Here is a 13,448-nt window from a genome sequence, read left to right as displayed (position 1 = left end):
ACCATGGAAGAAACCGTCGGCAAGCTCTGGCACCGCTTCATCACCCGCGCCGCGGGCGGCCACTTTCCCCAGGCCGTGGTCAGGCTGAAGGAAATCGAACGCATGACCGGCGTGTTTTTCCGCGCCCTCGGCGGCGACCCCGGTCTGCGTGTCGCCGCCGCCACCGCCGACGTCCATGGCGCGCGCCGCAGCCTGCTGTCGCGCATCGCCGGCAGCGACGAACGCACGGCCCGTGCGCGCATGGACGCCGTCACGCTGCGCCTGCCGATGGAGCTCGACACCCTGCCCGAGCGCAGCCTGAACCGTGACCTCTACCTGTGGCTGGCCGCGCTCGCCGCTGCCAGCGGCGCGCCGGCCGGGGCCGAGGACGAAGCCGCACTGGCCGAGGCCCAGGCCCGGCTCGCACCGCTGCCCGAAGGCGCCAGCGCCGACGCGGCGACGCTCGAACTGCGCCTGAACCAGCTCGCCACGCTGCGCGCACTGCTGCGCTGGCCCGGCCTGCAGCCGCGCTACGAGCGCCTGGTGGCCGCAGTCATCCAGCAGCGCATCGAGCCCGCCCGCCTGCCGCCGGCCGAAGCCGAACGCGAGAACCTGATTCGCCAGGCGCTGCAGCATCCCGGCAGCGTCGCCGTCCTGCCGCCCTTGCCGCCCAAGGGCATGCCGCAGCAGCCGGTGCTGCTGTGGCTGGGCGACCTGATGCCCGGCGAGGCCGCCGCCGCCCGCGGCGGACGCGGCGCCGAAGCCAGCGCCAACGCGCAGAACAAGCGCGACGAGCGCGAAACCGAACGCCAGGCCCACCGCGTCGAGCGCGTCGACCAGCCGCAGGAAAAGCACGGCCTGCTGATGATCTTCCGCGCCGAGAGCCTGCTGTCGGTGGCCGAATTCCTCAAGGTCAAGCGCAGCACCGACGACGACCCCGACGACAACGCCGCCGACGCCGCCGCCAACCTCGAACAGCTCGCGCTGTCGCGCGACGAAGAGCGTGTCGCCTCCAAGGTGCGCTTCGACCTCGATCTGCCGTCCGCCGCCGAGGACGACGTCGTTCTCGGCGACGGCATTCCGCTGCCCGAATGGGACTACCGCAAGGGCCTGCTGCGCGAGGACCACGTCCGCCTGCAGGAGTTCACCGCCTCGCCACATGACCCACGTGCCGCGCCCACGCCGCTGCCGCCCCACCTTCATCGCACCGCGCGCCACCTGCATCGCCAGTTCGCCGCGCTACAGCCGGGCCGGCGCTGGCTCAAGGGCCGCATCGACGGCAGCGAGCTCGATCTCGACGCGGTGGTGCGCGCCGCCACCGATCGTGCCATCGGCCAGCACCCATCCGACCAGCTCTACCTGTCGCTGGAAAAGCGCGAACGCGACCTCGCCTGCCTGGCGCTGGCCGATCTGTCGCTGTCCACCGACGCCTGGATCTCGTCCGAAGCGCGCGTCATCGACGTCATCCGCGATTCGCTGCTGCTGTTCGGTGAAGCGCTGTCGGCCACCGGCGACCGCTTCGCGCTGTGCGGCTTCTCCTCGGTCAAGCGCAGCAACGTCCGCTTCCACCACCTGAAGACTTTCTCGCAGCGTTTCGACGACGCCGCGCGCGGCCGCATCATGGCGATCAAGCCGGGCTACTACACTCGCCTGGGCGCGGCGATCCGCCACGCCACCAGCGTGCTCGAAAAGCAGGCCGCCGCCCGGCGCGTGCTGCTGATCCTGTCCGACGGCAAACCCAACGACCTCGACCTCTACGACGGCCGCTACGGCATCGAGGACACCCGCGTCGCCGTCATCGAGGCGCGCGGCCGCGGCATCGTGCCCTTCTGCGTCACCATCGACCGCGAAGGCGCCAGCTACCTGCCGCACCTGTTCGGCCCCGGCGGCTATGCAGTGATCCGCCAGCCCGACGAGTTGCCCGCCCGGCTGCCGATGTTCTACGCCCAACTGACCCGTTGATCGACGCCATGAACCATTTCGACACCCCATGCCAGGAAGCCATGCGCGAAGCCGACCCGGCTGCCGGGGCCGTTCCGCTGGCACCCGAAGTCGAACGCCTGTGCCGCCTGCTCCGCCATGCCTCGCTGTTCCAGGGCCTGGGCTGCGGCGAAATCGCCCGTTTTGCCCGCGGCGTGCGCGAAGTCAAGGCGACCAAGGGCGAAATCCTGTTCCATCGCGGCGATGCCTGCACCGGCTTCCACCTGATCCTGTCCGGCCAGATTAAGCTCGCCTTCACCTCGTCCGAAGGCAACGAGAAAGTGGTCGACATCCTGCGCCCGGGCCAGAGCTTCGGCGAAGCGGTGATGTTCATGGACAAGCCCTACGTCGTCATGGCGCAGGCGCTGACCGACAGCGCCCTGCTGCACATCGGCAAGCAGGTGCTGTTCGAGGAGATGAGCAACGACCCGGACTTCTGCCACAAGATCATCGCCGGCCTCTCCCAGCGTCTGCACCGCCTGATGGGCGACGTCGAAAGCTACTCGCTGCGCTCCGGCCGCGAGCGCATCATCGGCTACCTGCTGCGCGAAGAGGAGCTGAGCGGCGAATGCAACAACAACGGCCGCGTCTCCATCCGCCTGCCCACCAGCAAGGGCACCATCGCCTCGCGGCTCAACCTGACGCAGGAACACTTCTCCCGCATCCTGCACGAACTGACCAGCTCCGGCTTGATCGAGGTCGAAGGCCGCACCATCCACATCCCGGACATCGAGCGGCTGCGCAGCAGCCTGGATTGAAGAAAAACCCGGCCCTGCTTCCAGCAGGGAAGCAAGGTCCGGGACGTACAGCAAAAAACCAGCCGATGCGGCTGGTTTTTTGCTGTATCGAAGACTGAACTACGTCACTGGCCTCTGCGGCACTCCCCCTACCCCGCCTTGCCATCCACCCTCGCCTTCAGCAGGAAGGGCGTGTAGCGCCACAGGTAGAGCGCGAAGCCGATCGCCCACAGCGTGGCGGCGGCGTGGATACCACCGGTGGCGGCAACGGGGACGGCGGCCACGGTCAGCACCCGGGCCAGCGCCGCCAGTTGCACCACCACGTAGGCGGCGGTCTCGATCGGGCCGGCCACCAGCATGCGGCCGGTATGGCCGAGCGCGGTGCGGGTGATCATGCCGATGATCAGTCCGCCGGTGGCGCCGATCGCCAGCGCGTGGATGCCGGCGGTGCGCGGCAGCAGGCCGAGCTGGGCCAGGCCGATCAGGGCCAGGCCGATCGGAATCCACAGGTAGGACAGGTGCAGGATCCACAGCAGCGGCACCTTGCGCGTCGCCCACGGATTCCAGCCACCGACACGCAGCAGTTGCAGCACCGCGGCGACGAAGGACAGCACGGCAGCCCAGGCGCCCGCTCCGGCCGCCCACAGCAGCAGCGCGATACCGGTGGAGACCGCCGCCGCCCAGTCGAGGCGCACGTCGCGCCACTGCTTGATGCCACGGATCACGTTGAAGGTGAACATCGGAATCACGCGTCCGCCGATGACGGTCTCCAGCACCACGATCAGGCCCAGCGCGAGATGCATCGCCGCCAGCGGATCGGCGCCGATGACGCCCAGCACCGCGAGATGGAACACCAGGTTGGCCAGCGACAGCAGGCCCGGCAGCACGCCGACGAAGTAGTTGCGCTTGCTCTTGGCACGCGTCAGCACGCGCAGCAGCAGCGCCGCGGCCACCGGCAGGAAAGCGAGGTCGATCACCGCCACCCATACGCCGCTGCCGAAGGCCATCGCCAGCCGGCCGGCCAGCCACAAGGCGACCAGCGCCGCGAGCTGGCCGCCGGCCGGCGTGTCCAGCCCGGTCCAGTTGCGCGCGGCAGTGAACAGGAAACCGATGATGACCGCCGCGGCGAAGCCGAAGATCATCTCGTGCGCATGCCACCACATGCCGGGAATCGGCGTCTGCAGCGCACCGGAAAAGACCACGACCCATATCGGCACGGCAATCGCGGCAAAGGCCGCGGCCAGCAGGTAGAAGGGGCGGAAGCCCAGCGCCCACAGCGAGAAGGTGTCGGGCGGGATGCGTTTGGTGGTCGGTTCTTCGAGGGGGATCAGGGCCATGGTCTTACTCTTCGTCAGGGATTGCGGGGGCACTCAATGGCTGGTGCCCTCTTCGCGTGTGATCTTGTTCCACACATTGTATTTGCCCACCGGCTTTCTCATCGGCAGGCGTTTCACTTCCTCGAGGGTCTGGGCGTCATAGACGATGACCGCACCCTCGTCTTCCCACAGGCTGGCCAGCGCGTAGCGGCCGTCGCGGGTGAATTCGATGTGGGCCAGGGTCTTTCCCGGCTCGCCGGTGATTTCCTTGACCACTTCCAGCAACTGCTTGTCGATGACCTGCAGGATGTGCTTGGCCTGCGGGCTCATCATCGAATCGACGAAAGCATAACGGCTGTTGGCGTGGCTGCGCAGGAAGAAGCCGGGACCACGGGTGGGGATGCGCTTGATGACCTCCCAGCTCTTCATGTCGATCACCGTGACTTCGCCCGCCTTCAGGTTGGTGCTCGCCATCACCGTGCGCGGCTTGCCGTCGGCGCCGGTCCGAGTGTCTGTCCACTCCCAGGTGATGCCCGAACCCAGGTGCGGCATGCCGTCCAGCGGCAGGTCGGCGATCTTGCGGCGGATGTCGAGGTTGACCACCTGGCCGACGCCTTCGCGCGAGGCACCCATCAGCTCGGCGTAGTCCTGGGTGAAGAAGAAGTCGTCCAGCACTTCCTGCAGGATGGTGCGGCGCGGGTTCAGGTAGCCGGGAATGAAGCTGCCCTCTTTCTGCGCGTAGTCGTGGATGAAGCCGGTGGGGATGTCTTCCACCGCCTTGGTGTAGCTGATCTCCCACACTTCCGGCACATCCTTCAGCGCGGCGATGAAGGACTGGCGCGGCGTGGCGTCATACACCGCCGACACGCGCGAGCTGTGCTTGCCGTCGCGGTCGGTGGCGGCGATGGTCTTGACCAGGTTCAGGTCGCCGTCGAGCAGCACCAGGGTATTTGGCAGGTAGTTTGCCACTGCGACGTGCTGGCCGTCCGGCGACGCGGCGACGTTGCGGGTGTTGATGCCCGCCCTCACCTCCGCCACCACCTTCAGGTTCCACAGGTCGTACTTGGTGATCCAGCCGTCGCGCGAGCCGAAGAACACGTAGCGCCCGTCGGCGGCGAACTTGGGACCGCCGTGCAGCGCGAAGCGCGACTGGAAGCGGTGGATGGGCTCGAGCTTGTCGCCGTCGAGCACGCTGACGTGGTGATCGCCGCCCTCGACGACGAGGAAGACGTTCATTGGATCGGCATCGAACACGGGCTTGTCGGACAGCGTAGCCGGATCGACATGCCGGATCCAGGACGCGCGAATGTCTTCGTCGGTCCATCGCGGCGGCGGCTCGACCGGGCTGTAGATCCAGTCGACCAGCGCGGCGATTTCGTCCTTGTCCAACTGCCCGGCGAAGCCCAGCATCTGCGTCGCGGTGCGCCCCTCGGCAACGATCTTCAGCGCCTCGGGCTTGCGCAGGCGGGACAGGTTGTCCGGCAACAGCGCCGGCCCCATGCCGCCGAGGCGGTCGGGAGCATGGCAGGCGGCGCAATGCTGGGCATACAGCGCGGAAACGTCGGGACGGGCCGTGTCGGCTGCATTGCCGCTGCCGGCCGCCAGCATCGCGGCACCGAACAGGATCGCGCCCAGCGACGTCTTCATCGCCGGACTACCCCAGGAGGAAAACACTCCGTCAAAGGACAGCGCCGCAACATTGCTGCGAGCGCAGGAATTCTTTCTCATGCCGGCACCTTCGCGATACGCGTCCAGGGTGTGGTGACGACGCGCTCGCCGCCGCCGGCGAAACCGATCTCGTCGTCGTCCAGATAACAGCCCGGATCTTCCGCCCACGGGTTGCCGGTGATCTGCGAGGCACGCACGCGCGAGCTGCCGTTGCAGATGTCCAGGTAACGACAGCCGCCACAGCGGCCTTCGAGCACACGCGGGTGCTGCTTCAGCCCGGCCAGCAGCGGATTGTCCAGATCGTTCCAGATCTCGCCGAAGGCACGCTTGCGCACGTCGCCCAGCGGCACGTGCCACCACATCGTGTCCGGATGCACGATGCCGAGGTTGTCGATGTTGGCCACGTTCACGCCGCTGGCGTTGCCGCCCCACTGGCGCAGCTTGGCCTCGATGTGCGCCGCACGCTCGGGGAAGCGGCGCTGCACCCACTGCAGCAGGAATGGTCCGTCGGCATCGTTGTTGCCGGTGACGAAGTCCTTCTCGATGCCGCGCCGGTGCAGCTCCAGACAGGTCTCGAACAGCAGCTCCATCGCCTCGCGCGTGGTGCGGTGGCGGGCATCGCCGGCGCGGTTCTTGTTGCCGCGGCCGGCGTAGTTGAGGTGGGAAAAATAGAACTTGTCGATGCCCTCGTCCTCGACCAGCTTCAGCAGCGCACGCAAGTCGTGGGCATTGCCTTCGGTCATGGTGTAGCGCACGCCGACCTTGATGCCGCGCTCCAGGCACAGCCGGATGCCGGCCATCGAGGCCTCGAAAGCGCCCTGCTTGCGGCGGAAATGGTCGTGCGTGACACCGATGCCGTCCAGGCTGACGCCGACGTAGTCGAAGCCGATGTCGTCGATCGCATCGATGTTCGAGGCGTCGATCAGCGTGCCGTTGGACGACAGCGCGGTATAGAAGCCCATCGACTTGGAGCGGCGGGCGATGTCGAAGATGTCCGGCCGCAGCAGCGGCTCGCCGCCCGACAGGATCAGCACCGGCACCCGCGCGGCCTTCAGGTCGTCCATGACCTTGAACACTTCGGCCGTGTTCAGCTCGCCGGGAAAGTCCTTGTCCGCCGAGATCGAGTAACAGTGCTCACAGGTCAGGTTGCAGCGCCGGATCAGGTTCCAGATGACCACCGGGCCGGGCGGATTGCGGCGCGGGCCGACCGACGTGGGTTGATCGAGTTCGCGGATGAAGTTGGCGATGCGGAACATGAGGGCTCTCCTGTGTGGAGCCCATTAGAGCCGAGCGCCCGGCGGGGGAAAATGATGCGGGTCAAGGGACGGCCGGAAACGGGCTGCCGCCGCATCCGGCCTTGCGCTCAGGCTCGCCCGAGCAGATCCGCGACCGCCTTGCCCATCACGGTCGTATCTGCATCGCCGCCCAGGTCCGGCGTGCGCGGGCCGTGCTCCAGCACCTGCTCGATCGCACGCAGCAGTTCCTGCGCCGCTGCCGCGCAGGCGGGCTGGCGCTCGCCGAGGAATTCGAGCATCAGCGCCGCCGACCAGATCATGCCCACCGGGTTGGCGATGTTGCGGCCGTAGATGTCCGGCGCGGAGCCATGCACCGGCTCGAACAGCGAGGGGAAGCGGCGCTCGGGATTGAGGTTGGCCGACGGCGCGATGCCGATGGTGCCGGTGCAGGCCGGACCGAGGTCCGACAGGATGTCGCCGAACAGGTTGGATGCGACGACGACGTCGAAGCGCTCCGGCGACAGCACGAAGCGCGCCGACAGGATGTCGATGTGGTACTTGTCCCAGCGCACCCCGGGGTGGCCGGCGGCAACCGCTTCGAGGCGCTCGTCCCAGTACGGCATGCTGATCGCGATGCCGTTGGACTTGGTCGCCGATGTCAGGTGCTTGCGCTCGCGCCGGGCGGCGAGCTGGAATGCGTATTCGAGCACGCGGTCGACGCCGTGGCGCGAGAAGACCGATTCCTGGATGACGATCTCGCGCTCGGTACCGCCGTAGATGCGGCCGCCGAGGTCGGTGTATTCGCCTTCGGTGTTCTCGCGCACGACCAGGAAGTCGATGTCGCCCGGCTTCTTTCCGGCCAGCGGGCACGGCACGCCGGGCATCAGCCGCACCGGGCGGAGGTTGATGTACTGGTCGAATTCGCGGCGGAACTTCAGCAGCGAACCCCACAGCGAGATGTGGTCCGGCACGACCTCGGGCCAGCCGACGGCACCGAACAGGATCGCATCGAAGCCCTTCAGGCGCTCGAACCAGTCCGGCGGCAGCATCTCGCCATGCTGCTGGTAGTACTCGGCGCAGGCCCAGTCGAAATGCTCGAACACCAGTTCGAGGCCGTGCCGCTGCTGCAGCACCTCCAGCGCGCGTATCGCTTCGGGCATGACTTCCTTGCCGATTCCATCCCCCGGGATGACGGCGATCTTGAGTGCGGACATTTTTCTTCCTTGTCGAGAGGTTCAGCAGCGCTCGCGCTGCCAGGTGAATGCTTGTCGCAATGCCTCGGGTCCACGCATGCCCGCTGCCAGGGCGATCGCCAGCCGGATGCGGGCCTTGCGTGCCGAAAGATGGGCCACGGCGAGCGCGCCCGCCTGTTCAAGCTCGTGCAGCGAACCCGCGAACTGGTAGCTCTGGTGGGTGGCGCCGTGCAGCGTGCTGCTGCACACGAGCACCACCAGCCCGCCGGCGATGGCTTCGCGCAGCACCGGCATCCATTCCGGCGGCACATGGCCGCGCCCCACGCCATCGAGCACCAGCCCTGCCGGGCCGCTGGCGATCACGGCCGCCAGCATGGCGCCGGCCGCGCCGCCATAGGCCGGGACGACGTCCACCCTGGGCAGCGCCGCTTCGTGGCTCAGGCGCGGCTGGCGCGCCGGATGTTGCAGCAGCGCGACGCGGCCGTTGTCGATGAAGCCCAGGCAGCCCAGGCCGGGCGCATCGAAGCCGTCGAGCCGGAAGCTGCTCACCTTGCGCACGAAGCTTGCGCCGTAGAGTGACTCGTTGAAAGCAACGAGCACGCCCGGGCCGCGGCAGGCATCGTCGGCCGCAGCCTCGATCGCGCGCCGGAGGTTGATGTAGGCATCGCTGCCCAGCGCATGCGGCACGCGCTGGGCGCCCGTCACCACCACCGGCACCCGGTTCGTATCGAGCACGCATTCCAGATAGTAAGCGGTGTCCTCCAGCGTGTCCGTGCCGTGGGTGACGACGATGCCGTCGGCCTTCCCCGAAGCCATCAGCGCGGTACACTCGCGGGCGATCAGGGCCCAGTCGCTGGCGTCGATCGCATTGCTCGGCTTCTGCAGCACCGAATGCACTTCGAGCCGGATCTCGCTGCCCAGGGCCAGCGCCTGCACCAGCGCCTCGCCGGGCAGTGCGCCGGAAATATTGCGCCCGTCCTGGCCCGGCGCGCTGGCGATGGTGCCGCCGGTCGATAGCAGGTGGATGGTTTTCATCGACGTCCTCAATACAGGGTGTTGGGCAACAGCATGCTGATCGTCGGGATGTAGGTCACCAGCAGCAGCGCGATCAGCATCAGGGCGATGGTGGGCATCGCCGCGCGGAAGATCTCGTACAGCGTCATCTTGGCGATGCCCATGGCGACGAACAGGTTCAGGCCCACCGGCGGCGTCAGCATGCCGACCGAAAGGTTGACCAGGGTGATGATGCCGAAATGCACCGCGTCAACACCCACCTGCGCGGCGATCGGCTGCATCAGCGGCGCCAGGATGATGATCGCCGAGGCGCTGTCGAGGAAGCAGCCGGCGACCAGCATGATGACGTTGAACAACAGCATGATCAGCAGCGGCGAATCGGTGCTCGACAGCACCTGGGTGGCGATCTGGGTCGGCGTGCCGGTCGAGGCCAGGATCCACGAGAAGGCCGATGCGCCGGCCGTGATCAGCAGCAGCGTACCCGACAGCAGGCCGGTGTTGCGCAGGATCTCGAGCAGGCTGCGCAGGCCGATGTTGCGATAGATCACCGCGCCGACGAACCAGCCGTACAGGCATGCGCTCGCTGCCGACTCCGTCGGCGTGAATACGCCGCTGTAGATGCCGCCGAGCAGGATCACCGGCAGGCCCAGGCCCCAGGCCGCGCGCCCGAAGCCATGGCCGATCTGGCGCAGCGTCGGGAAAGGGTCGCGCGGATACTTGCGCAGGATCGAATACCAGGTGGTATAGCCGATCAGCAGGCTGCCGATCAGCAGCGCAGGCAGCAGTCCGCCCGCGAACAGCTTGCCCACCGAAGTGCCGGTGACCGAACCGTAGATGATCAGCGCGATGCTCGGCGGCACGATCGGGCCGAGCGTGCCGGCGGTGGCGATGAGGCCGATGGCGAAGTACTTGTCGTAGCCCGCCTTGACCATCGCCGGGTACATGATCGTGCCGATGGCGATCACCGTCGCCGGGCTGGAACCCGAGATCGAGCCGAAGAACAGGCAGGCCAGCACCGTGGCCGCCGCCAGCCCGCCGGGCAGCCAGCCGATGAGCACCTTTGCCAGCTCGATCAGGCGGTCCGACAGCCCGCCGATGCGCATCAGTTCGGCCGCGAGGATGAAGAAAGGAATGGACATCAGGGAGAAGTTGTTCATCCCCGAGAACATCCGCATCGGCACCACCAGCGGATCGATGCCGCCGGAGACGTTCAGTACCGCGGTGACGGCAAAAGCCAGCGCGGCGAAGATCGGCAGGCCGAACAGCAGCAAGCTGAAGAAAATCGGAATCAGGGCGGAAATCATGATTCGGCTCCCCTCAGGTCGTCGGGCTGATCGAAGCCAGCAGCGGCCGGTATTCCCGCCCGCTCCACAGCGTCCGCAGGATCAGCAGATAGCGCAGGGCCATGAACACGCCGGCGATCGGGATCGACAGATAGACATAGGCCACCGGAATCTGCATGGCCGGCGACAACTGGCCCATGTTCAGCGTGTTGATGAACAGCCGGCCGCCGTAATGGATCAGCGAAACGGCGAACAACAGGCCGAGCACCACCGCCACGTACTTCAGCACCCGCGTGAGCCGGGGTCCGGCAAAGGCGTAGAGCATCTCCACGGAAATATGGGCGGCGTATCTCACTCCCATGCTGGCCGCAAGGAAACTCATCGTGATCAGCGAATACAGGATGAGCTCCTCCGACCAGTACAGGGAATTGTTGAAGACATACCGCGCCGCGACCTGAACGATGGCGACGACGGTGGCGACCAGCATCAGGACCACCATCATCACGTTCTCGATCCAGTCGATGCATTTGTTGAGTGCTTCGAGCATTGCCGTCCCCTCTCACGATTCCAGGATCAGTTGCCGGCCGCGGCCTTGACGGCCCTCTCCAGCAGGGCCGGCGTCACCCGGTTTTCGAACTGCTTGTAGATCGGCTGCGACTTCTCGATGAAGGCAGCGCGCCCTTCCGGGGTCAACTCGCGGATCTCGATCTTGTCCTTGATCTCGGCGACAATCCGCGCCTCGTCGTCGTCGGTAAGCTGGCGCCCATGGTCGCGGCCCGCATCGAAGGCATCGCGCATGACCTGCTTCAGATCGTCCGGCAGCGAATTCCAGGCGGCCTTGTTCATCACCGCGACATAGGTGTGGTAGGCATGACCGGTCAGCGTCATGTACTTCTGTACTTCGTGGAAACGCATCGAGTAGATGTTGGCGAGCGGGTTCTCCTGGCCTTCGACGACGCCTTGCTGCAGGCCGTTGTAGACCTCGGTGAAGGCCATCGCGGTCGGGTTGGCGCCGAAGGCACGGTAGGTGGCGAGGATCGCCGGCGCCTGCAGGGTGCGCATCTTGATGTTCTTGAGATCATCCGGTCCGGTGATCGGACGGACGTTGTTGGTCATGTGGCGGAAGCCCGCGCCCCAGAAATTCACCCCGTACAGATTGCTCTTGTCGAGCGTGTCGAGCAGCTCGCGACCGACTTCGCCGTCCAGCACGCGCTTCATCGACGCGGTGTCTGGGAGCAGGAAAGGCAGGTCGAACAGATACATCTTCGGCTCGAAGTTGGCCAGGTTGCCGGTCGGCGGAATCGCGATGTGCACCAACCCCATCTGGGTCTGCTCGATGATCTCGACGTCACCGCCCAGTTGCGCCGCAGGACGGATGTTGATCGCGATCCGCCCGTTCGAGTTGCGCTCGACCTCTTCCTTGAACTTCACCGCGGCCTTGGCGTTCGGTGTGCTTTCGACCAGCACGTGGGCAAAGGTGAAATTGAAGTCCGCGGCATTCGCCGCACCTGCGAACAGCGCGCCGACGACGGATGCGGCAACGATCTTCTTCCAGCTCTTGTTGTTGGCAAACATACGAGTCTCCTCCTTGGTGAACACACAGCAAAAAAACGACGGAATGCGGCAGGGCCGCTTAGGCAGGGCCGCTCAGGCAAGGGCTGGCGCACGGCCGAGAATGTCCGGCCCGCGGCCGATCAGCGCCTCGACCGCCAGGCCGATGCCGATCAGGCGCGCTTCAGCCATCGGCGCACCCATCAGTTGCAGGCCCACTGGCATCCGCCGGGCATCGAAGCCCACCGGCAGGGTCAGCGCGCACCAGCCGAACAGATTGCCGATCACGGTATTGCGCAAGGCCATCATGTTGGCTCGGGCATAGGCGGTGCCGTCGGCGATGTCGCCCAGCAAAGGCGGCGTGACGGCGACGGTGGGCGCCAGCAGCGCATCGACGTCGGCGAACACCGCCGTCGCCTGCCGCGCGCTGTCCAGCAGCACCTGTTTGCGGCGCAGGTACTCGACCGAGGACACCTGCTCCGCCGCAGCGACGCGGGCGCGCACGACCGGATCGAGGCGCGCGATCCGCTCCGGGAATTCCATGTTCATGAACGCGGCAAGCTCGGACGCCGCCAGGCCGCCCTGGCGGAAGATGTCGTACACCTCGTCGCAATGCGGCACCCGCAGCCGGACGACGTGCGCTCCGGCGCGCGCCAGTTGGTCGATGGCGGCGGAAACGCTTTCGCCGATGCCCGGGTCGAGCGACTCCCAGAAGAAATTGTCGGCCACGCCCAGACGCAGGCCGGCCAGCAAGGGCATGGCGCAGCCGGGCCGGCTTTCGCCGCACGGAGTGTCGATGGCGGCAAAGGCGAAAGCCATGTCCTCCACGCTGCGGGTCAGCAGACCGGCGGTATCCAGCGAGGGCGACAGCGGCACGATGCCGGCCAGCGGCCAGCGGCCATGCGTGGTCTTGAGTCCGACCTGGCCGGTCATCGACGCCGGCACCCGCACCGATCCGGCGGTGTCGGTGCCGAGCGCGACGAGCGCACTGCCCTGCGCCAGCGACACTCCGGCGCCCGAACTGGAGCCGCCGGGCGTCCGCGGCCCGTCGGCACTCCAGGGGTTGAACGGTGTTCCCCAGTGCGCATTGACGCCGAGCCCGCCGAAGGCGAATTCGACGGTATGCGTCTTGCCCATCACGATGCCGAACTGGCGCAGCACCGTGCCCGCAACCGGGCCGGCCGCCTCCCAGGCCGCGGGCAGCGCCTGGTCGGTGCCGGCGAACACCGGCATGCCCGGCACGCCGTAGAGATCCTTGACCGACACCGGCAAGCCCATCAGCGGGCCGAAGTCCATCCCGCTGTCGAACAGCCCGTCCACCGACTGGGCGAGCAGACGTGCTGCGTCGCCGTTCCAGCTCTTCCAGGCATTCAGCAGCGGCTCGCTGCGTTCATGCGCAGCGCGGCAGCAATCGACGATTTCGACCGCGCTGAACTTGCGATTGCGCAGCCCGTGGGCAAGTTCGGCAAGCGAGAGATCGGTTGCGTTCAAG

At 67.0% G+C, this 13,448-nt stretch carries 11 protein-coding genes; 2 read left to right on the top strand and 9 right to left on the bottom strand.

What is annotated here, in order from left to right; translation table 11 throughout:
- Positions 1-3 precede the first annotated feature (3 nt).
- On the top strand, positions 4-1,941 hold the full coding sequence (locus tag NX068_RS00455) for a nitric oxide reductase activation protein NorD (protein ID WP_263459324.1): 1,938 nt from the start codon (positions 4-6) through the stop codon (positions 1,939-1,941).
- Between the two features lie 8 nt (positions 1,942-1,949).
- Entirely contained in the window at positions 1,950-2,717 is a 768-nt protein-coding gene (locus tag NX068_RS00450) for a Crp/Fnr family transcriptional regulator (protein ID WP_263459323.1), read from the top strand.
- 128 nt (positions 2,718-2,845) lie between these two features.
- Here the strand turns inward: NX068_RS00450 and NX068_RS00445 are convergent, their stop codons facing one another.
- The 9 genes from NX068_RS00445 to NX068_RS00405 form a co-directional block, all read right to left on the bottom strand.
- Positions 2,846-4,033, bottom strand: coding sequence for an NnrS family protein (locus tag NX068_RS00445; protein WP_263459322.1), 1,188 nt, complete (start codon positions 4,031-4,033; stop codon positions 2,846-2,848).
- Between the two features lie 33 nt (positions 4,034-4,066).
- Positions 4,067-5,659 carry a cytochrome D1 domain-containing protein gene (locus tag NX068_RS00440; protein ID WP_263459321.1) on the bottom strand — a complete coding sequence of 531 codons (1,593 nt, stop codon included), beginning with the start codon at positions 5,657-5,659 and terminating at the stop codon, positions 4,067-4,069.
- Positions 5,660-5,736: 77 nt separating this feature from the next.
- A complete protein-coding gene (gene nirJ, locus NX068_RS00435; protein WP_263459320.1) occupies positions 5,737-6,936 on the bottom strand; it encodes a heme d1 biosynthesis radical SAM protein NirJ in 1,200 nt (399 codons plus the stop codon).
- Positions 6,937-7,043: 107 nt separating this feature from the next.
- Positions 7,044-8,129 (bottom strand): tartrate dehydrogenase, encoded by a 1,086-nt coding sequence (locus NX068_RS00430; RefSeq protein ID WP_263459319.1) that lies wholly within the window; start codon positions 8,127-8,129, stop codon positions 7,044-7,046.
- 21 nt (positions 8,130-8,150) lie between these two features.
- Entirely contained in the window at positions 8,151-9,143 is a 993-nt protein-coding gene (locus NX068_RS00425; RefSeq protein WP_263459318.1) for an asparaginase, read from the bottom strand.
- 8 nt (positions 9,144-9,151) lie between these two features.
- Positions 9,152-10,426 carry a TRAP transporter large permease gene (locus NX068_RS00420; RefSeq protein WP_263459317.1) on the bottom strand — a complete coding sequence of 425 codons (1,275 nt, stop codon included), beginning with the start codon at positions 10,424-10,426 and terminating at the stop codon, positions 9,152-9,154.
- A gap of 13 nt (positions 10,427-10,439) precedes the next feature.
- Positions 10,440-10,952, bottom strand: coding sequence for a TRAP transporter small permease (locus NX068_RS00415; RefSeq protein ID WP_263459316.1), 513 nt, complete (start codon positions 10,950-10,952; stop codon positions 10,440-10,442).
- Between the two features lie 26 nt (positions 10,953-10,978).
- Positions 10,979-11,980 (bottom strand): DctP family TRAP transporter solute-binding subunit, encoded by a 1,002-nt coding sequence (locus NX068_RS00410; protein WP_263459315.1) that lies wholly within the window; start codon positions 11,978-11,980, stop codon positions 10,979-10,981.
- 72 nt (positions 11,981-12,052) lie between these two features.
- Positions 12,053-13,447, bottom strand: a complete 1,395-nt coding sequence (locus NX068_RS00405; RefSeq protein WP_263459314.1) for an amidase — start codon at positions 13,445-13,447, stop codon at positions 12,053-12,055.
- Between the last annotated feature and the right edge of the window lies 1 nt (position 13,448).

The organism is Thauera carbonicopians (assembly GCF_025699485.1).
GTDB lineage: Bacteria > Pseudomonadota > Gammaproteobacteria > Burkholderiales > Rhodocyclaceae > Thauera.
The sequence above is the reverse complement of the archived record's forward strand: the minus strand, read 5'-3'. Positions and strand labels throughout refer to the sequence as shown.

Excerpts from the sequence above, each read along its gene's own strand:
- NX068_RS00430 (WP_263459319.1), bottom strand. The coding sequence starts at position 8,129 with ATGTCCGCACTCAAGATCGCCGTCATCCCGGGGGATGGAATCGGCAAG.
- NX068_RS00440 (WP_263459321.1), bottom strand. The coding sequence starts at position 5,659 with ATGAAGACGTCGCTGGGCGCGATCCTGTTCGGTGCCGCGATGCTGGCG.
- NX068_RS00455 (WP_263459324.1), top strand. The coding sequence starts at position 4 with ATGGAAGAAACCGTCGGCAAGCTCTGGCACCGCTTCATCACCCGCGCC.
- nirJ (WP_263459320.1), bottom strand. The coding sequence starts at position 6,936 with ATGTTCCGCATCGCCAACTTCATCCGCGAACTCGATCAACCCACGTCG.
- NX068_RS00425 (WP_263459318.1), bottom strand. The coding sequence starts at position 9,143 with ATGAAAACCATCCACCTGCTATCGACCGGCGGCACCATCGCCAGCGCG.
- NX068_RS00420 (WP_263459317.1), bottom strand. The coding sequence starts at position 10,426 with ATGATTTCCGCCCTGATTCCGATTTTCTTCAGCTTGCTGCTGTTCGGC.
- NX068_RS00415 (WP_263459316.1), bottom strand. The coding sequence starts at position 10,952 with ATGCTCGAAGCACTCAACAAATGCATCGACTGGATCGAGAACGTGATG.
- NX068_RS00410 (WP_263459315.1), bottom strand. The coding sequence starts at position 11,980 with ATGTTTGCCAACAACAAGAGCTGGAAGAAGATCGTTGCCGCATCCGTC.
- NX068_RS00450 (WP_263459323.1), top strand. The coding sequence starts at position 1,950 with ATGAACCATTTCGACACCCCATGCCAGGAAGCCATGCGCGAAGCCGAC.
- NX068_RS00445 (WP_263459322.1), bottom strand. The coding sequence starts at position 4,033 with ATGGCCCTGATCCCCCTCGAAGAACCGACCACCAAACGCATCCCGCCC.